16 protein-coding genes are annotated in these 18,608 nt (G+C 68.9%); 8 read left to right on the forward strand and 8 right to left on the reverse strand.

Translation table 11 applies throughout. From position 1 onward, the window contains the following. Positions 1-150 precede the first annotated feature (150 nt). From lipB to G6N16_RS15795, 3 genes are read left to right on the forward strand one after another with little or no spacing between them, the layout of a single operon-like run. A complete protein-coding gene (lipB, locus tag G6N16_RS15785; RefSeq protein ID WP_083031931.1) occupies positions 151-858 on the forward strand; it encodes a lipoyl(octanoyl) transferase LipB in 708 nt (235 codons plus the stop codon). Then, on the forward strand, positions 855-1,829 hold the full coding sequence (gene lipA / locus G6N16_RS15790; RefSeq protein WP_083031929.1) for a lipoyl synthase: 975 nt from the start codon (positions 855-857) through the stop codon (positions 1,827-1,829). The genes lipB and lipA overlap by 4 nt, the downstream gene beginning before the upstream one ends. 4 nt (positions 1,830-1,833) lie before the next feature. Next, entirely contained in the window at positions 1,834-2,592 is a 759-nt protein-coding gene (locus G6N16_RS15795; protein ID WP_083031928.1) for a DUF4191 domain-containing protein, read from the forward strand. A 26-nt stretch (positions 2,593-2,618) separates the two neighbouring features. Here G6N16_RS15795 and G6N16_RS15800 read toward each other — a convergent pair whose 3' ends face one another. Continuing rightward, complete coding sequence (locus G6N16_RS15800) at positions 2,619-3,086, reverse strand: RDD family protein (RefSeq protein WP_083031926.1); 468 nt, start codon at positions 3,084-3,086, stop codon at positions 2,619-2,621. Positions 3,087-3,298: 212 nt separating this feature from the next. Here G6N16_RS15800 and glnA point away from each other — a divergent pair, with 212 nt between their 5' ends. From glnA to G6N16_RS15820, 4 genes are all read left to right on the forward strand, one after another. Further along, complete coding sequence (gene glnA / locus G6N16_RS15805) at positions 3,299-4,735, forward strand: type I glutamate--ammonia ligase (protein WP_083031925.1); 1,437 nt, start codon at positions 3,299-3,301, stop codon at positions 4,733-4,735. A gap of 69 nt (positions 4,736-4,804) precedes the next feature. Beyond that, on the forward strand, positions 4,805-5,221 hold the full coding sequence (locus tag G6N16_RS15810) for a DUF5313 domain-containing protein (RefSeq protein WP_083031947.1): 417 nt from the start codon (positions 4,805-4,807) through the stop codon (positions 5,219-5,221). Between the two features lie 3 nt (positions 5,222-5,224). Further along, positions 5,225-5,662 (forward strand): D-aminoacyl-tRNA deacylase, encoded by a 438-nt coding sequence (gene dtd, locus G6N16_RS15815; protein ID WP_083031923.1) that lies wholly within the window; start codon positions 5,225-5,227, stop codon positions 5,660-5,662. Between the two features lie 10 nt (positions 5,663-5,672). Next, positions 5,673-6,824: an acyl-CoA dehydrogenase family protein gene (locus G6N16_RS15820; protein WP_083031945.1), complete on the forward strand. Its 1,152-nt coding sequence runs from the start codon at positions 5,673-5,675 to the stop codon at positions 6,822-6,824. Between the two features lie 150 nt (positions 6,825-6,974). Here the strand turns inward: G6N16_RS15820 and G6N16_RS15825 are convergent, their stop codons facing one another. The 7 genes from G6N16_RS15825 to G6N16_RS15855 form a co-directional block, all read right to left on the reverse strand. Further along, the gene (locus tag G6N16_RS15825; protein ID WP_083031922.1) at positions 6,975-7,832 is read right to left on the reverse strand and encodes a TIGR03619 family F420-dependent LLM class oxidoreductase; all 858 of its coding nucleotides are present in this window, start codon (positions 7,830-7,832) and stop codon (positions 6,975-6,977) included. Then, positions 7,832-8,461 carry a PaaI family thioesterase gene (locus G6N16_RS15830; protein ID WP_083031920.1) on the reverse strand — a complete coding sequence of 210 codons (630 nt, stop codon included), beginning with the start codon at positions 8,459-8,461 and terminating at the stop codon, positions 7,832-7,834. Before G6N16_RS15830 ends, G6N16_RS15825 begins: the two co-directional genes overlap by 1 nt. Positions 8,462-8,527: 66 nt before the next feature. Then, positions 8,528-11,500 carry a bifunctional [glutamine synthetase] adenylyltransferase/[glutamine synthetase]-adenylyl-L-tyrosine phosphorylase gene (locus G6N16_RS15835; protein WP_083031944.1) on the reverse strand — a complete coding sequence of 991 codons (2,973 nt, stop codon included), beginning with the start codon at positions 11,498-11,500 and terminating at the stop codon, positions 8,528-8,530. A 42-nt stretch (positions 11,501-11,542) separates the two neighbouring features. Beyond that, a complete protein-coding gene (locus G6N16_RS15840) occupies positions 11,543-12,886 on the reverse strand; it encodes a glutamine synthetase family protein (RefSeq protein ID WP_083031919.1) in 1,344 nt (447 codons plus the stop codon). A 135-nt stretch (positions 12,887-13,021) separates the two neighbouring features. Continuing rightward, entirely contained in the window at positions 13,022-14,533 is a 1,512-nt protein-coding gene (locus G6N16_RS15845) for an alpha/beta hydrolase (protein WP_083031917.1), read from the reverse strand. Positions 14,534-14,608: 75 nt separating this feature from the next. Beyond that, positions 14,609-16,147, reverse strand: a complete 1,539-nt coding sequence (locus tag G6N16_RS15850; protein WP_179961209.1) for an alpha/beta hydrolase — start codon at positions 16,145-16,147, stop codon at positions 14,609-14,611. A 47-nt stretch (positions 16,148-16,194) separates the two neighbouring features. Beyond that, positions 16,195-17,601: a WS/DGAT/MGAT family O-acyltransferase gene (locus G6N16_RS15855; protein WP_083031914.1), complete on the reverse strand. Its 1,407-nt coding sequence runs from the start codon at positions 17,599-17,601 to the stop codon at positions 16,195-16,197. A gap of 161 nt (positions 17,602-17,762) precedes the next feature. Here G6N16_RS15855 and panB point away from each other — a divergent pair, with 161 nt between their 5' ends. Further along, a complete protein-coding gene (gene panB / locus G6N16_RS15860) occupies positions 17,763-18,608 on the forward strand; it encodes a 3-methyl-2-oxobutanoate hydroxymethyltransferase (RefSeq protein WP_083031942.1) in 846 nt (281 codons plus the stop codon).

Below are 18,608 nucleotides of genomic sequence, written 5' to 3' on the forward strand. Positions count from 1 at the left end.
CCTCGATCATCGGCACTCACCTCCCAGCGTCTGCCCGCGCGCCGTCGTTCGGTGCGCTGCCGGGGCGAACCCTACGTTCGCCGCGCCGCCCGGGTCAAGCCGAATCACCTGCGGGATTGCGGACAATGCGGCGCGCGTAGCGTGAGGCAGATGACGCCTTCCATCCGGTCCTCGACCGCCCCGGTCGACGTCCGCAACCTGGGGCTGATCGACTACACCGCGGCCTGGGATCTGCAGCGGGAGTTGGCCGACGCCCGGGTGGCCGGCGGCCCGGACACCCTGCTGCTGCTGCAACATCCGCCGGTGTACACCGCGGGACGGCGCACCGAGGCCCATGAACGGCCGTTCGACGGCACACCCGTCATCGACACCGACCGCGGCGGCAAGATCACTTGGCATGGGCCCGGGCAGTTGGTGGGCTATCCGATCATCGGCCTCACCGAACCCCTGGATGTGGTGAATTTCGTTCGGCGCCTTGAGGAATCGTTGATCGAGGTGTGTGCGACATTCGGCCTGGACGCCGGGCGGGTGGACGGGCGGTCCGGGGTGTGGCTGCCCGACGACGGCCTGCGCCGCACGCGCAAGATCGGGGCGATCGGGATCCGCGTTGCCCGCGGCGTCACCCTGCACGGGTTCGCGCTGAACTGCGACTGCGATCTGAGCGCCTTCGGCGGCATCATCCCGTGCGGCATCGCCGACGCCGGTGTCACCTCGCTGACCGCCGAGCTGGGCCGACGGGTGAGCGTCGACGACGTGCGCGCGCAGGTCGCCGACGCGGTGTGCCGGGCCCTGGACGGAGAGCTGCCCGTCGCCGAGCACAACCTGACCGAGGCCAGCCGCGTAGCATCACAGCCGTGAGTATCGATCCCGGGAACCGCAAGCTGCTCCGGCTGGAGGTGCGCAACGCGCAGACCCCGATCGAACGCAAACCCTCGTGGATCAAGACCCGCGCCAAGATGGGCCCGGAGTACACCGAGCTGAAGTCCCTGGTGCGGCGGGAGGGCCTGCACACGGTGTGCGAGGAGGCCGGCTGCCCCAACATCTACGAGTGCTGGGAAGACCGCGAGGCCACCTTCCTGATCGGCGGCGACCAGTGCACCCGGCGCTGCGACTTCTGCCAGATCGACACCGGTAAGCCGGCCGAGTTCGACCGTGACGAGCCGCGCCGGGTGGCCGAGAGCGTGGCCACCATGGGGTTGCGCTACGCGACGGTGACCGGGGTCGCCCGTGATGATCTGCCCGACGGCGGTGCCTGGCTTTACGCCGAAACCGTGCGCGTCATCAAGGAGTTGAACCCGGGCACCGGGGTGGAGCTGCTGGCGCCGGACTTCAACGGTGACGAGGATCTGCTGCGCGAGGTCTTCGAGACCCGCCCGGAGGTGTTCGCGCACAACGTCGAGACGGTGCCGCGGATCTTCAAGCGGGTCCGCCCGGCGTTCCGCTATCAGCGCAGCCTCGACGTGCTGACCGCGGCGCGCGAGTTCGGTCTGGTGACCAAGTCGAACCTGATCCTCGGTCTGGGTGAGACCCCCGAGGAGGTCCGCGAGGCGCTGGCCGACCTGCTCGACGCCGGCTGCGACATCGTCACCATCACCCAGTACCTGCGACCCTCGGCCCGCCACCATCCCGTCGAGCGCTGGGTCAAGCCCGAGGAGTTCGTCGAGCATCAGCGCTTCGCCGAGGAACTCGGCTACGCCGGGGTGCTGGCCGGGCCCCTGGTCCGCTCGTCGTATCGAGCGGGCCGGCTGTACGCGCAGGTGATGGCCTCGCGCGCGGCGGCCCAAACCGGTGCCGCGGCGTCGGTGCCGAACGCCGCCGCCGTATCCTGAACCCATGGCAAAACCCCGTAACGCTGCCGAGACGAAGGCGGCCAAGGCCGAGGCCCGCAAGGCCGCCAAGGCGGCGTCCAAGGCGCGCCGCCAGCAGCTGTGGCAGGCGTTCAACATCCAGCGCAAGGAAGATCGTCGGCTCATCCCGTACATGGTGCTGGCGTTCGTCCTGGTGGCCGGCGCCTCGGTGGCGATCGCGGTGCTCACCGGGACCGGGCCGATCAGCACCACGCTGTTCTGCGTCTTCGGGGTCGTGCTGGGTGCCCTGGTTGCGTTCATCATCTTCGGGCGCCGTGCGCAGAAGTCGGTGTACGCCAAGGCCGAGGGCCAGACCGGGGCGGCCGCCTGGGCGCTGGACAATCTGCGCGGCAAGTGGCGGGTGACCCCAGGGGTGGCCGCGACCGGGCATTTCGACGCCGTGCACCGGGTGATCGGCAAGCCCGGGGTGATCTTCGTCGCCGAGGGTGACCCGGGACGGGTGAAATCGCTGCTGGCACAGGAGAAGAAGCGCACCGCCCGGCTCGTCGGCGAGGTGCCGATCTACGACATCATCGTCGGCAACGACGAGGGCCAGGTTCCGCTGGCCAAGCTGGAGCGGCACCTGAATCGGTTGCCCGCCAACATCTCGGTCGCGAAGATCGACACCATCGAGTCCCGACTGACGGCGCTGAGCACCAAGGGCGGCCCGGGCGCGATTCCCAAGGGCCCGATGCCCGGTGGCGCCAAGATGAAGGGCGTGCAGCGGCGCGTGCAAAGGCGCTGAGTCGGCCGGAGCTCGCAGGCCCTCTTCTACCGGCGGACCACGGCCGTCGCGGTGACCCGGTCCTGGACGCCGCGGCCGTCGGAGTCGGTGAACAACGCCGGCACCACCAGACCCACCAGCACGCCACGCACCAGCGCACGGCCGATCCCGACGTGCAACCGGTTGTCCACCGAGGCCACCCGCAGCCCCAGGGCCAGCTGGCCGGGGGTGAATCCGTACAGCCGTACCGAGATCACACCCAGGATCAGCCAGATCACCAGCACCGCGGTCGACAACCACTGGATCGGGTAGATTCCGAGCGCCATCAGCAGTCCGGCCAGCCCGTAGGCGATCAGCCAGTCGACCAGCAGCGCGGCCAGCCGTCGGCCCATCCCGGCCAGCGATCCCGGCCCGCTGGGCGGCAGGCCCATGCGCTGTCCGGGATAGTCGCCCCGGCCGGTGCCGGGTTCGGGCAGTTCCGCCCCGGACAACCAGTCCCCATATGGTCGGCTCATGACCTCCAGTTTAGGTGGCCCGATTCGTGTCACCACCGACCTCACCGCGCGGCACGGCCCGGGTCCGGTGATTGTGTAACCTCCGCGCAACATTTGGTTGACTGCCGCGCAACATCGACTTCATAGCGTCAGCCGCGAGTGATCCGCACGCTTGTGCCCGATGCAGTGCATATGCGCGACTTGGTTCGGATACATACGCAAAGGAGCAGTTCGTGGCCGAAACCACCCGCGACGACGTTTTCAAGCTGATCAAGGACGAGGGCGTCGAGTATGTCGACATCCGGTTCTGCGATCTGCCGGGCGTCGTCCAGCACTTCTCGATCCCCGCCGAGGCGTTCGACGAGAGCGTTTTCGAAGACGGCCTGGCGTTCGACGGATCGTCGGTCCGTGGCTTCCAGTCCATTCACGAGTCCGACATGATGCTGCTGCCGGATCCCGCCACCGCGCAGATCGACCCGTTCCGCAAGGCCAAGACGCTGAACATGATGTTCTTCGTCCACGACCCGTTCACCCGCGAGGCCTACTCGCGCGACCCCCGCAACGTCGCCCGCAAGGCGGAGAACTACCTGACCAGCACCGGGATCGCCGACACCTGTTACTTCGGTGCCGAGGCGGAGTTCTACATCTTCGACTCGGTCGCCTTCGATTCCAAGATCAACGGCACCTTCTACGAGATCGACTCCGAGTCGGGCTGGTGGAACACCGGCCAGCCGACCGAGCCGGACGGCTCCCCCAACCTCGGTTACAAGGTCCGCCCCAAGGGCGGGTACTTCCCCGTCGCACCGTATGACCACTACGTCGACCTGCGCGACGAGATGTCGACCAACCTGATCAACGCTGGATTCACCCTGGAGCGCGGCCACCACGAGGTCGGCACCGCCGGGCAGGCCGAGATCAATTACAAGTTCAACACCATGCTGCATGCGGCCGACGACGTGCTGCTGTTCAAGTACATCATCAAGAACACCGCGTGGCAGAACGGCAAGACCGTCACCTTCATGCCCAAGCCGCTGTTCGGCGACAACGGTTCGGGCATGCACGCCCACCAGTCGCTGTGGAAGGACGGCAAGCCGCTGTTCCACGACGAGGCCGGGTACGCGGGCCTGTCGGATCTGGCCCGGCACTACATCGGCGGCATCCTGCACCACGCCCCGTCGCTGCTGGCGTTCACCAACCCCACGGTGAACTCCTACAAGCGCCTGGTGCCCGGCTACGAGGCCCCGATCAACCTGGTGTACAGCCAGCGCAACCGGTCCGCCTGCGTGCGTATCCCGATCACCGGCAACAACCCGAAGGCCAAGCGCCTGGAGTTCCGTTGCCCGGACAGCTCGGGTAACCCGTACCTGGCCTTCGCAGCCATGCTGATGGCCGGTATCGACGGCATCAAGAACAAGATCGAGCCGCTGGCCCCGGTCGACAAGGACCTCTACGAGCTGCCGCCGGACGAGGCCGCCAACATCCCGCAGGCGCCCACCTCGCTGGCCGCGGTGATCGACAAGCTCGAAGAGGACCACGAATACCTCACCGAGGGTGGCGTGTTCACCGAGGACCTGATCGAGACCTACATCGCCTACAAGCGGGAGAACGAGATCCTGCCGGTGCAGATCCGTCCTCACCCGTACGAGTTCAGCCTGTACTACGACTGCTGAGACAGGTGGGAAAAGCCGGGCGGCGCGCGAGTGCCGCCCGGCTTTTTCTCGAGCGATAGGGTGATCGGCGTGGCTGCGACAACACCGAACCCCTGGCAACGCATCACCTACGCCTACGGTCGCCGGCTGCCCGACTCGATGAGGGATTGGGTGCGCCAGGACCTCACCGGCCCGGGCGCGGTCCGCCGTCACCTCATCCGGATGGCGATTCCGTCGGCGCTGGTGCTGGCTCCGGTGTGGTTGCTGCCGGCCCCGGTGTCGATCCTGCTCCAGATGACGGGACCGCTGTTCTTCTGGGCGGTGGTGATGGCGATGGCGCTGAACAAGCCGTGGCGGCGCCACCGGCTGGCTCAGCACGGCCTGCCGATGGAGCTGATCGAGGCCAAGAAGTCCAAGCGCGCCCAACGGATGCACGACAACTACATCGAGAAGTATGGGCCGCGCCCCGAAGAGGCGCGCTGGCAGGCCAACAGCAGCCCGTTCTGACCCGTGCGGGTTCTGCTGCAGCGCGTCACGTCCGCGCAGGTGCACGTCGACGGTGAGGTCGTCGGGGCCATTTCGCCCGCCACCCAGGGCCTGGTGGCTCTGGTGGGTGTCACCCACACCGACGACGCCGCGGTGGCCGCCAAGCTGGCCGAGAAGTTGTGGCGGCTGCGGATCCTCGACGACGAGCGCAGCGCCGCCGATATCGGCGCCCCGATCCTGGTGATCAGCCAGTTCACCCTGTATGCCAACACTGCCAAGGGCCGGCGACCGGCGTGGAACGCCGCCGCGCCCGGGCCGGTGGCCGAACCCCTGGTCGAGGCGTTCGCCGAGGCGCTGCGGGGGCTCGGCGCCGAGGTCGCCACCGGCGTGTTCGGCGCCCATATGCACGTCGAGCTGATCAACGACGGCCCCGTGACCCTGCTCCTCGAATCAGAAAGATAGAGTGATCTATATGGTGACGAAGTACATCCCCTCCTGGTACGACGACGAGGTCAGCGCCCTCTACGAGCTGGCGCTGGGCTTCTTCGAGCGCGAGGTCGTCGGGCAGCACGAGAAGTGGGACGCCCAGCGTCACATCGACCGCAGCGTGTGGCTGGAGGCCGGCAAGCTGGGTCTGCTGCTGTGCTCGGTGCCCGCCGAGTACGGCGGCGGCGGTGGCACCTTCGCCCACGACCTGGCCGTGCTGGAGGCCCAGGGCTACGCCGGGGACCTGTCGCTCGGGGTGGGCGTGCACAGCGGGATCGTCGCGCACTACGTCCTGGCCTACGGCTCCGAGGAGCAGAAGCGCTACTGGCTGCCGCTGATGGCCAGCGGTGAGGTGCTCGGCGCGATCGGTATGACCGAGCCCGGCGCCGGTTCCGACCTGAAGGCCATCCGCGCCACCGCCATCCGCGAGGACGACCAGTATGTGATCAACGGCTCCAAGACCTTCATCACCAACGGTGGTTCGGCCGACATGATCGTGCTCGCGGTCAAGACCGACCCGAAGGCCGGCGCGCGCGGTGTGTCGCTGCTGATCGTCGACCTGCGCGATTGCCCCGGCTACCAGGTGACCCGTGTGCTGGACAAGGTCGGTATCCACGGCGGTGACACCGCCGAGTTGGCGTTCACCGATGTGCGGGTACCGGTCAGCGCACTGCTGGGCCCCGAGGAGGGTAAGGGCTTCGGCCAGCTGATGGCCCAGCTGCGCCAGGAGCGGCTCACCATCGCCGCCTCCGGAGTGGCCGGCATGGAGCGCGCCGTCGACGACACCGTGGCCTACACCAAGTCTCGGGAAGCGTTCGGGCACAGCATCTTCGAGTTCCAGAACACCGCGTTCGAGCTGGCCGAGTGCAAGACCATCGCGCGGACCGGGCGGATCTTCTACGACCACTGCGTCCAATCCCATTTGCGCGGCGAGCTTTCCGACACCGACGCCGCGATGGCCAAGTACTGGCTGACCGACCGCAAATGCGAGGTCATCGACCGGTGCGTGCAGCTCTACGGCGGCTACGGCTACATGCGCGAGTACCTGATCGCGCGGATGTACGAGGATGCCCGGGTGGAGCGCATCTACGGCGGCGCCAACGAGGTGATGAAGCAGATCATCGCCCGCTCGCTGTAGCGGGAGTTCCGCGGCCGCCACTGCTAGAAGGGCGGGGCGTCGTCCCAGGGTTCGCTGGTGATCTCGGTGGCGCCCACACCGAACCCCGGCGCAGTCGGGTCACACCACCGATCGAGGTAGTCGACGATTGAGCGGCCGGACAACGGCCCCTCAGTCCAGCCCGTTGTCCACCCGGAAGCGGCGCAGCCCGTCGATCTTCTCGGCCAGGGGCGCATCGGGTGTGCAGTAGAACATCCACGGGGCGGTCAGCACGGCGCTGACTCCCCCGGCCTCGGCCCGCGCGTACTGCTCGGGGGTGAAGGCGTCGGCCAGCGGCGTGATGACGGTGAAATCATCCATGCCCAAGCCCTTTTCGGCCCGCAGATCCCGAATCCGGGCGATCGAGGCGATGACCCGGTCGGTACTCAGCAGGTCGCCGATCCAGCCGTCGTAGCGGGCGGCGCGGCGCAGCGCGATGTCGGACTGGCCACCGATGTAGATCGGGATCCGCGGCGGTGTGGGTTCCATCTCCAGGCGCGGCGCCCGGTAGAACTCGCCGTCGAACTCGGTCCAGCCCGGCGACCACAGCCGCCGCATCAGTTCCAGCATCTCGTCGGTGCGCCGGCCACGGTTGCCGAAATCCTGTTCCATCAATGCGAATTCGTCGGCGCACCAGCCCACTCCGGCACCGAGCTCGACCCGGCCGCCGGCCAGTTCGGCCGCCGTGCCGATGGATTTGGCGGCCAGGTACGGGTTGCGCAGCGCCGGGACCGTGACGGTGGTGACGAACCGGATCTGCCGGGTGACGGCGGCCATCGCGCCGATCAGCACCCACGGGTCGGGCCACGGGGTGAACGGCTGCCAGCGGGGCTTGCCGTCGCTGGTGTACGGGTAGGGGGTGGTGAGGGTTTCCAGGTTCACCACATGCTCGGGAATGGCGATCCCGTCGTAACCCAGATCATCGGCCGCCCGGGCGATCTCGACCGCCTCGTGGACGTCCATGAAGGCCGTTCCGACGTAGAACCGCATCAATTCTCCTCTCGTGCCCACGCGGGTGTGATGAACACGCCTTCGGCCTGCACGGTGGGCCCGTCGGCGTCGGCGATATGACCGCGCGCGTAGGTCTTCACCCCGTCGACGCGTTCGATGAACGCCTCGGCCCGCAGCGCACCCAGCGGGGTGCCGCGCAGATAGCGACAGCTGATGGTGCCAGTGAAGTTCGGCTTGGTCAGCCCGTCGCTGGCGGCCTCACCCAGCAGGTGGTCGAGGATCAGGGCGCTCATGCCACCGTGCACGTGCCCGGGCGGACCCTCGTACGGCGCGCCGAGGACGAACTCGGTCCAGACCCGCCCGCCGGGTTCGCGGTGGATCTCCACCGGCGGCGCGATCGGGTTGCGCACCCCGATCACCGGATTCCCCCAGGTGACCCCCTGGCCGTCGGGCATGAAACGCACTCCGTGCGTGCCGTCGATCTGGCGCTCGGTCAGTAACGCGGTGACCTCGTCGATCGTCCGGCGCGCCCGGTCCACCTCGTCCTGGTCGGCCTCGGTCCGGATACACGCATCGATGAGTGCGCGCACCGACTGGGCCAGCGGCTCGTAGCGGGCGCGCAGCCGCTGGTATTCGGCGGTGTCGATTAGTTCCTCGGAGAACTTCACCGAACCTTCATAACACCGCGCAGTTTCGACGGCGCCCGCGGACACCCAAACGCCTCAGGCGAAGCGTCAGCCGAACACCTCTCGGACCACGGCCTTGGCCCGCCGTGTCACCCGCAGGTAGTTGTCCAGGAACTCGCCGCCGTCGTCGGTGGGCCAGCCGGCGGCGACGGCGACCGCGTTGAGGAATCGTCCCGGACCGGGCAGTTGATCGATCGGTTTCCCCTTGACCAGCACCAGCGCATTGCGGCTGGCGGTGGCTGTCAGCCAGGCCCAGCGCAACTGCGCCACCTGGCCCGAATCGAGCAGACCGGCCTCCTCGATCGCGTCCAGGGTGTCCAGCGTCGAGGTGTTGTGCAGACCGGGCACGTCGTGGGCGTGTCGCAGCTGCAGCAGCTGGACGGTCCATTCGACGTCGGCCAGTCCGCCGCGGCCCAGCTTGGTGTGGGTGTTGGGATCCGCGCCGCGTGGCAGGCGCTCGGCGTCGACGCGGGCCTTGATCCGGCGGATCTCCTGCACCGTGGCGGGCGAGATGCCGTCGGCCGGATAGCGGAATTCGTCGATCATCAGCAGGAACCGGTCACCGAGATCCAGATCGCCGGCCACCCGGTGGGCGCGCAGCAGCGCCTGGATCTCCCACGCCTGGGCCCACTGGGTGTAGTAGGCCTGATAGGAGGCCAACGTGCGCACCAGCGGCCCATTGCGGCCCTCCGGGCGCAGGTTCGCGTCCACCTCCAGCGGCGGATCGGCGCTCGGGGTGCCCAGCAGGGCGCGTACCTGCTCGGCGATGGTCGTCGACCATTTGACCGCGGCGACGTCGTCGAATCCCTCGTTGGCCTCGCAGACGAACATCACGTCGGCGTCCGAGCCGTAGCCGAGTTCGCCGCCCCCGAGCCGGCCCATCGCGATCACCGCGAACCGCGCCGGAACCCGCCCGTCGGCGGGTGTGTGCGCCCGGATCACCGCGTCCAGCGACGCCTGCAGCACCGCCACCCACACCGAGGTCAGCGCCGCGCACACCGACCGCACGTCCAGCAGGCCCAGCAGGTCCGCCGAGGCGATCCGGGCCAGTTCCCGGCGGCGCAGGCTGCGCGCGGCCTGGATGGCGTGCACCGGATCGCGGTGCCGGGCGGCGGCGGCCACCAGCGACTTGGCCACCCCGTCGGGATCGGTGTCGAGCAGCTTCGGCCCGGTGGGCCCGTCGCCGTAGGCCTGAATGATCTCTGGGGCCCGGATCAGCAAATCCGGGAGGTACGCCGAGGTGCCCAGCACGTGCATCAGCCGCTTGGCGACCGCGCTCTCGTCGCGCAGGGTGGCCAGATACCAGCGCTGGTCCGACAGCGCCTCGCTGAGCTTGCGGTAGGACAGCAGCCCGCCGTCGGGATCCGGGGTGTCCGACAGCCAGTCCAGCAGCGTCGGCAGCAGCACCGTTTGGACCCGGCCGCGCCGGCCGGTCTGGTTGCTCAGCGCCGACAGGTGTGTCAACGCGCTCGCCGGTGCCCGGTAGCCCAGGGCGGCGAGCTGACGCTCGGCCGCCTCGGTGTTCAGTCCGGAACCCAATTCGACTGCGCCGCCGACGCTTTCCAACAGTGGTTGGTAGAAGAGCTTGGCGTGCAGCCGGGACACCCGCAGGCTGTGCCGCTTGAGGTCCTCGCGCAGCATGCCCAGGGCGTCGTAGTTGCCGCCGGGGCGGATGTGCGCCGCACGCGCCAGCCAGCGCAGCGCCTCGGCATCGTCGGGTGCGGGCAGCAGGTGGGTCCGCTTGAGCCGCTGCAACTGCAGCCGGTGCTCCAGCAACCTCAGGAACTCGTACGACGCCGTCAGGTTCGCGGCGTCGTCGCGCCCGATGTAGCCGCCCGCGGCCAGTGCGCCCAGCGCGTCGACGGTGGAGGCGACCTGCAGCGACGTGTCGTTGCGGCCGTGCACGAGTTGCAGTAGCTGAACGGCGAATTCGACGTCGCGCAGTCCCCCGGTGCCCAGTTTCAGTTCCCGGTCGCGCACCTCCGCGGGTACCAGTGCCTCCACCCGGCGACGCATGGCCTGCACGTCGGGGACGAAGTCCTCGCGTTCGCGGGCGTTCCACACCATCGGCATCAGCGCGTCGATGTAGGCGCGGCCCAGCTCCGGGTCGCCGACGGCCGCCCGGGCCTTCAGAAGTGCCTGAAACTCCCAGGTTTTGGCCCATCGCTGGTAGTAGGCGATGTGACTGTCCAGGGTGCGGACGAGTTGTCCGGCCTTGCCCTCGGGCCGCAGCGCGGCGTCGACCTCGAAGAAGGTGTCCGAGGCGAACCGCATCATCTCCCCGGCCACCCGGGTGGTGACCGAATCCGCCTCCGCGCCGACGAAGATGATGTCGACGTCGGACACGTAGTTCAGTTCGCGCGCACCGCATTTGCCCATGGCGATGACGGCCAGCCGGGGCGCCTCCACACCGTCGGTGCACACGGTCGCCACGGCGATCTGCAACGACGCGGCCAGCGCCGCGTCGGCGAGATCCGACAGGTGCGCACCGACCGCCGGGAACGCCAGCACCGGTTCGTTCTCCACCGTCGGGGCGGTGTCGAGTGCGGCGAGCACCAGCAACCGGTCCCGGTAGAGCTTGCGCAACGCCGAAGACACTGCCGGACCGGCGTTTTCGTCCGCGCAGGCGCAGAACACGGTGCGCAGCTCGTCGGCCGACGGCAGCCGCACCGAACCGGCCAGCAGTTTCCACGACTGCGGGTGGGCGACCAGGTGGTCGCCGAGGGCCAGTGACGACCCGAGCACCCCGAACAGCCTGCCGCGCAATCCCCGGTCGGCCAACAAAGCGGCGGCCAGCTCGTCGAAATCAGGCCCCAGCGACTCCGCGAGCCGCACCATCGCCTTCAGCGCGGCGTCGGCGTCGGGTGCGCGCGACAGCGACCACAACAGTTCGACGTGCCCGGGGGTGTCCCACCCCAGCTGGGTCAGGCTCGCCCGCGCCCCTGGATCGACCAGTCCCAGCCGTCCGGTACCGGGGATGGTGGGGCGACCGGTCGCCGGCCGGGCGGGAGACTCGCGCACGTTCGCCACCGTAACGCACCGCCGAACCCCGAACGGGGCCGGTTACAGCGACAGGTACTGCTTGAGCTCGTACGGCGTGACGTTGCTGCGGTAGTTCTCCCACTCGGTGCGCTTGTTGCGCAGGAAGAAGTCAAACACATGCTCACCGAGGGCCTCGGCCACCAGCTCGCTGCGCTCCATCGCCTCCAGCGCCTGGCCCAGGCTGTTGGGCAGCTCCCGGAAGCCCATCGCGCGGCGCTCCTCGGGGGTCAGGGTCCACACGTTGTCCTCGGCCTCGGGCCCCAGCACATAACCCTGCTCGACGCCGCGCAGCCCGGCGGCCAGCAGCACCGCGAAGGTCAGGTACGGGTTGCACGCCGAGTCGGGGCTGCGCACCTCGATGCGCCGCGACGACGCCTTGTTCAGCGTGTACATCGGCACCCGGACCAGCGCCGAGCGGTTGGCCGCACCCCAGGACGCCGCCGTCGGCGCCTCGCCGCCGTGCACCAGCCGCTTGTAGGAATTCACCCACTGGTTGGTGACGGCGCTGATCTCCACGGCGTGCTCCAGGATGCCGGCGATGAACGACTTGCCGACGTTGGACAACTGCAGCGGATCGTCGGGGCTGTGAAAGGCGTTGTTCTCCCCCTCGAACAGGCTGATGTGGGTGTGCATCGCCGAGCCGGGGTAGTCGGTGAACGGCTTGGGCATGAACGACGCCCGCACCCCCTCGCCGAGGGCGACCTCCTTGACCAGGTGCCGGAAGGTCATCACGTTGTCGGCCATGGACAGCGCGTCGGCGTAGCGCAGGTCGATCTCCTGCTGGCCGGGAGCGCCCTCGTGATGGCTGAATTCGACGGAGATGCCCATCTTCTCTAGCGCCTCGATGGCGTGCCGCCGGAAGTTGGGGGCACCCTCGTGCACGGACTGGTCGAAGTAGCCGCCATTGTCCGCGGGCACCGGCACGCTGCCGTCGTACGGGCCGGGTTCGAGTAGGAAGAACTCGATCTCCGGGTGCACGTAGCAGGAGAACCCCAGATCGCCGGCCTTGGCGAGCTGGCGGCGCAGCACGTGCCGGGAGTCCGCCCACGACGGCGACCCGTCGGGCATGGTGATGTCGCAGAACATGCGTGCGGTGTGGAACGCGCCGTCCTCGCTGGCCCGCCACGGCAGGATCTGGAAGGTCGACGGGTCGGGCCGGGCCACCGTGTCCGATTCCGACACCCGGGCGAAACCCTCGATGGAGGAACCGTCGAAGCCGATGCCCTCCTCGAAGGCACCCTCGAGTTCGGCGGGCGCGATCGCCACCGACTTGAGAAATCCGAGCACATCGGTGAACCACAGCCGGACGAAGCGAATGTCGCGTTCCTCCAGCGTGCGCAGCACGAATTCCATCTGGCGATCCATGCTGGCGACCCTAGGCGTCGGCTGTTAATTCCGTGTTACGGCCCGGGCGGTTCGGCGAGGCTCGGCGGCGGTGGCGCGAGCGGAGCGAGTGCCGGCGCAGCCGAGGGGAAGCCGGGACCGACCGCAAAAAAACCGTCAGGCGCGGCACGTCAACCCGGACTGCGGCACCGTCTGGTTGAGCAGGAAGTCCAGGATCGCGGTGTCGATGCATTCGTAGCCGTTGAACACCACCGTGTGCTGGGTGCCCTCGAAGCTGACCAGTGAGGCGCCGAGCTGTCGGGCCAGGTCCACACCGGACTGGTACGGGGTAGCCGGGTCGTGGGTCGTGGAGACCACCACCACCTGACCGGGTGCGGCCGGGCTGGCCGCCTTGGGTGTCGAGGTTGCCGGCACCGGCCAGAACGAGCAGATGTCGCGCGGGGCATTGCCGGTGAACTGACCGTACGACGAGAACGGGGACACCTGGCGGACCCGCTTGTCGGCGGCAATCCACACCGCGGGGTCCGTCGGTGACGGCGCGTCCACGCAGCGCACCGCGTTGAAGGCGTCCTGGTCATTGCTGTAGTGCCCGCGTTCGTCGCGACCCTGATATTCGTCGGCCAGCATCAGCAGGTCGCCGGGGTCGGTGCCGCGGGCCAGGCCCAGCAGGCCGCTGGTCAGGAACCGCCAGAACTGCGGCGTGTAGAGCGCGTTGAAGGTGCCGGTCAGCGCGTCGGCGTAGGACAGCCCGCGCGGGTCGGCGGTGCGGGCCGGTTTGGTGACCAGCGGATCGACCAGCTGGTGGTAGCGGGTGACGGCCTGGGCCGGGTCGTTGCCCAGCGGGCAGCCCGCGCTCTGCGCGCAGTCGGCGGCGTAGTCGTCGAAGGCGGCCTGGAATCCGGCCATCTGCCGGATCATCGACTCCACCGGGTCGATGCTGGGGTCGATCGCGCCGTCGAGCACCATGGCCCGCACGTGCGAGCCGAACTGGTTGACGTACTGGGTACCGATCGCCGTGCCGTAGCTGAAGCCCAGGTAGTTGATCTTGTCGTCGCCGAGCATGCGGCGCACCGAATCCATGTCGCGGGCGACCTCGCGGGTGCCGACGTGCCCGAGTACCGCGGTCCCCATCCGCGCGGCGCAGCTCTGCGCGTACTGCTTGTTGAGCGCGTCGATACGCGCCACCCCGGCGGGGCTGAAGTCGACCATGGGTTCGCGCCGCCACGCGTCGAACTCGGCGTCGGTGCGGCAGCGCAGCTCCGGGGTGGAGTAGCCGACGCCGCGCGGGTCGAAGCCGACGAGGTCGAAGTGGTCGGTGATCGGGCTGCCGGCCAGCGCCGAGCCGATGCCGACGACGGTGTCCACCGCCGAGGCGCCCGGCCCACCCGGGTTGACGAACAGCGAACCGATGCGTTGTCCGGTCGCCGGGATCCGGATGACGGCGAGCTTGACCGTTCCGGTGGAGGGCGCGTCGTAGTCGATGGGGACGCTGAGCATGGTGCACTGGGCGCCCGGCAGATCGGCCGCGGTCTTCACCGCCGGGGTGCAACTACCCCAATTCGCCTGTGCCACCGCAGGGCTGGGTTCCGCGGCGGCGATCGGTGCGGACATGCTGAAGACAAGCGCCGCCGAGAGCAGCGCAGAGCCCAGCCGAGCGGTGCGCTGCATGTGCACATCGTCGCATGCCGAAGGTGCACAACCCGCACCGACGAGGTCACGCGTCGATTGCGATCCGCGGCCCGGCTACGGGCACTTGGCGCCCTCCGGCGGCAGGGTGTTGTCGATCAGGTAGGCGGTTGCGTAGTCGTCAACGCACTTCTGCCCCTGGAACACCACGGTGTGCTGGGTGCCGTCGTAGGTCAGCAGCGCGCCGCCGAGCTGACGGGCCAGTTCCACGCCGGCCTGGTACGGGGTGGCCGGGTCACCGGTGACCGACACCACCAGCGGTGGGGCCAGCCCCTCGACCTTCACCTCATGCGGCTGGCTGGTCGGCGCCACCGGCCAGAACGCGCACGTGCCCAGCGGGGCGTGGCCGGTGAATTCGCCGTAGCTCATGAACGGTGCGACCTCGCGGCTGCGCCGGTCGGCTTCGATGACCTTCTCCCGGTCGGTGACCGCGGGCCGGTCCACACAGTTGATGGCCACCCGCGCGTCGGTGGAGTTGTCGTAGTGCCCGTCCTTGTCGCGGCGCATGTACAGGTCGGCCATCTTCAGCAGGGTGTCGCCCTCGCCGTTGCGCAGCTCGGTCAGCCCGGTCTTCAGATGCGGCCAGAAATTCGGCGAGTACATCGCCAGGATGGTGCCGACGATGGCGTCGTTGTAGCTCAGGCCGCGCGGATCCTTGGTCTTGGCCGGATTCTTGGCCAGCGGTTGCACCATCGACAGGTACTCGGCGACCGCCTGGTCCGGGTCGGTGCCCAGCGGGCAGTCCGCACTCTTGGCGCAGTCGGCGGCAAAACTGTTGAACGCCTTCTGGAATGCGGCGGCTTGGTCGATCTCGGCTTCGATCGGATCGGCGTTGGGATCGATCGCGCCGTCGAGGATCAGCGCCCGCACGTTGTGCGGGAACATCTCGGCGTACACCGCGCCGATCCGGGTGCCGTAGGAGTAGCCGAGGTAGGTCAACTTGTCGTCGCCGAGGGACGCCCGCAGCGCATCGAGATCCTTGGCCACGTTGACGGTTCCGACGTTGGCCAGGAAGTCCTTGCCCATCTTGTCGACGCAGCGCTGGACGAACGCCTTGGTCTCGGACTCCATGTGCTCGACGCCCTCGGGGGTGTACTCCACGATCTGGTCGGCCCGGGACTTGTCGTTGTCGGCGTCGGAGTTGCACCACAGTGCCGGCTTGGACCGGGCGACCCCGCGCGGGTCGAAGCCGACCAGGTCGAACCGCTGGCGGATCGCCTCGGGCATGCCCTGCACGAGGTTCATCGCGGCCTCCAGGCCGGACTCGCCGGGGCCGCCGGGATTGATCACCAGCGAGCCGATCTTGTCCCCGGTGGCCGGGAACCGGATCAGCGCCAGCGTGACGATGCCGTCGTCGGGCTTGTCGTAGTTCACCGGGACTGTGATGGTGCCGCACTGCCCCGAGCGCAGGTAGTCCGGCGCGGCGTCGGTGAAGGCGCACGGATGCCACTCGACCGGGGCCCCGATCTGCGGGGCTTCCCGCACCGCCTGCCCGTCGACGACCTGAGCGCAGCCGGACAGCAGCGTCAGCGTCGACGCCACGGCGACGGCCAGGCCCGCCCTGGTGCCCGGGCGCGCTCGTTTTCGCGGGTTCATGGCACCACATGCTGCCATGCGTACCCAGCGAAGCCGCTGAGCGTCGCTCAGTCGCGGGTCGCGGCGACCAGCGCGGCGAGCTCGGTGGCGAATCCGTCGGCCATGTCCCAGAGGTCCGGCAGCAGGTCCGGACAGGAGATGATGCCGACGTCGAGCTGCCCGGACAGCGACATGACGGTGATGTTGAGCCCCGATCCGTGGAACAGCGGCCCCAGCGGGTACATGGCCGACACCTCGGCGCCCAGGAAGTACAGCGATTCCTGCGGGCCCGGGACGTTGGAGACGACGAGGTTGTGCACGGGACGGGCCTCGGTCAGCCGGGAGCTGGCGTAGACCCGCATGGCGACACCGAATACCGCGGGCGCGGCGAATTGGGACCAGTCCTGCAGCAGGCTGGCGGGGATCGCCGAGCTGTGTTCCTTGGCGACGGCGCTGGCCGCGGCGATCGCCCGCAGCCGCTCGGCCGGGTCGGCGATGTCGCTGTGCAGGCCGGTGAACATACCCGACACCTTGTTGCGGCCGGGTCGGTCCGAACGCCCGTGCACCGACACCGGGACCATCGCGACCAGCTGCTGTTCGGGCAGTTCACCGCGGTTGAGCAGGTATTGCCGCAGCACCCCGGCGACCAGCACCATCACCACGTCGTTGACCTTCACATCGAAGTGGTTCTTCACGGTCTTGACGTCGTCGAGGTCGAGCCGGGCGAACGCGACGTTGCGCCGCGGGGTGACGGTGGCGTTGAAGGCGGTCTTCGGGGCATTGAACGGGCTGGCCATCGCCGCGCCGTTCACCGCGCGGCGCACGGTGTCCACCACGGTCCCGACGGTGTCCGGCAGCACCCGGGTGGCCAGGTTCACCGGCCGGGTGGCGAAGCGGGCGAATCCGCGGGCCGCGATGACCAGCGCTCCCGCCCCGCCCGGGGCCTCCACCGGCTCGGGTGCGGGGGCGTCGGGCTCGGTGGAACACAACTGCGACATCAGGTTCGCCCCGGTCACGCCGTCGACGGCGGCGTGGTGGACCTTGGTGACCACCGCCAGCGGGCCGCCGGCGCGCGCATCGGTGCCGTCGATGTTCTCCACCACCAGCATCTCCCACAGCGGCCGGCTGCGGTCCAGCGGCAGCGACGCGAAATGCCCGACCATCTCGGCGAGTTCCTCGCGGCCGCCCGGGGCGGGCAGGCCGATCCGGTGCACGTGGTGGTCGACGGCGAATTCGGGGTCCTCCACCCAGACCGGATGGTCGATGTTGAGGAAGCTGTCGGACAGTTTCATCCGGAACTCCGGCATCGCCCGGACCCGTTCGGCCAGGGTCGCCAACAGGCCGTCGAAGGTGTAGCCGCCCGGGATGCTGGTGGTGTCCAGCTCCAGGATCGAGCAGACGTGCAGCGGCTGGCTGGTGTTTTCGAGGTAGAGAAAGCTGGCGTCCAGGCCGCTGAGTCTCTGATATCCGGGCATGGCGCCGATGCTATGTCGTGCACCGCGGCGATTGTGAGGAAGTCCACTCACCTGGCGTGTTCTTTCCCGTGGTCACCGATGGCAGACTGAACGGGTCAGACGACCCGGGGACCCGGATGGGCCTCGAGGAAACGAACCGACAAACAACACTGAGGACGATGATGTCTGAAACACCGGTATACGGCGCTGTCGCCGACTCCACCGTCACCCGCCCCACCAAGGTCCGCACCCACCACCTGCAGCAGTGGAAGGCCGAAGGGCACAAGTGGGCCATGCTCACCGCCTACGACTACTCCACCGCGTGCGCCTTCTCCGACGCCGGCATCCCGGTGCTGCTGGTCGGCGATTCCGCCGCCAACGTGGTCTACGGCTACGACACGACGGTGCCGATCTCGGTCGACGAGCTGATCCCGCTGGCCCGCGGCGTGGTGCGTGGCGCGCCGAACGCGCTGGTCGTCGTCGATCTGCCGTTCGGCAGCTACGAAGCCGGGCCCACCCAGGCACTGGCGACGGCGACCCGGTTCCTCAAGGAGACCGGTGCGCATGCGGTGAAGGTCGAGGGCGGCGAGCGGATCGTCGACCAGATCGCCACCTTGACCCAGGCCGGGATTCCCGTCGTCGGCCATCTGGGCTTCACCCCGCAGAGCGTCAACAGCCTGGGCGGGTTCCGCGTGCAGGGCCGCGGGGACACCGGCGAACAGATCATTCACGACGCCATCGCCGTCGCCGAGGCCGGCGCCATCGCCGTCGTTCTGGAGATGGTGCCCGCCGATCTGGCCACCCAGATCACCGGCAAGCTCACCATCCCCACCGTCGGGATCGGCGCCGGGCCCAACTGCGACGCCCAGGTTCTGGTGTGGCAGGACATGGCCGGGATGACGACCGGACGGACCGCGAAGTTCGTCAAGCGGTTCGGCGACGTGGGTGCCGAGTTGCGCCGCGCGGCCGGCGACTACGCGGCCGAGGTGGCCAGCGGGGCGTTCCCGGCGGAACAGCACAGCTTCTGA

The organism is Mycolicibacterium insubricum (assembly GCF_010731615.1).
Lineage (GTDB): Bacteria > Actinomycetota > Actinomycetes > Mycobacteriales > Mycobacteriaceae > Mycobacterium > Mycobacterium insubricum.

Excerpts from the sequence above, each read along its gene's own strand:
- G6N16_RS15800 (WP_083031926.1), bottom strand. The coding sequence starts at position 3,086 with ATGAGCCGACCATATGGGGACTGGTTGTCCGGGGCGGAACTGCCCGAA.
- G6N16_RS15850 (WP_179961209.1), bottom strand. The coding sequence starts at position 16,147 with ATGAACCCGCGAAAACGAGCGCGCCCGGGCACCAGGGCGGGCCTGGCC.
- G6N16_RS15845 (WP_083031917.1), bottom strand. The coding sequence starts at position 14,533 with ATGCAGCGCACCGCTCGGCTGGGCTCTGCGCTGCTCTCGGCGGCGCTT.
- panB (WP_083031942.1), top strand. The coding sequence starts at position 17,763 with ATGTCTGAAACACCGGTATACGGCGCTGTCGCCGACTCCACCGTCACC.
- G6N16_RS15820 (WP_083031945.1), top strand. The coding sequence starts at position 5,673 with ATGGTGACGAAGTACATCCCCTCCTGGTACGACGACGAGGTCAGCGCC.
- G6N16_RS15855 (WP_083031914.1), bottom strand. The coding sequence starts at position 17,601 with ATGCCCGGATATCAGAGACTCAGCGGCCTGGACGCCAGCTTTCTCTAC.
- lipB (WP_083031931.1), top strand. The coding sequence starts at position 151 with ATGACGCCTTCCATCCGGTCCTCGACCGCCCCGGTCGACGTCCGCAAC.
- G6N16_RS15825 (WP_083031922.1), bottom strand. The coding sequence starts at position 7,832 with ATGCGGTTCTACGTCGGAACGGCCTTCATGGACGTCCACGAGGCGGTC.
- G6N16_RS15795 (WP_083031928.1), top strand. The coding sequence starts at position 1,834 with ATGGCAAAACCCCGTAACGCTGCCGAGACGAAGGCGGCCAAGGCCGAG.
- G6N16_RS15840 (WP_083031919.1), bottom strand. The coding sequence starts at position 12,886 with ATGGATCGCCAGATGGAATTCGTGCTGCGCACGCTGGAGGAACGCGAC.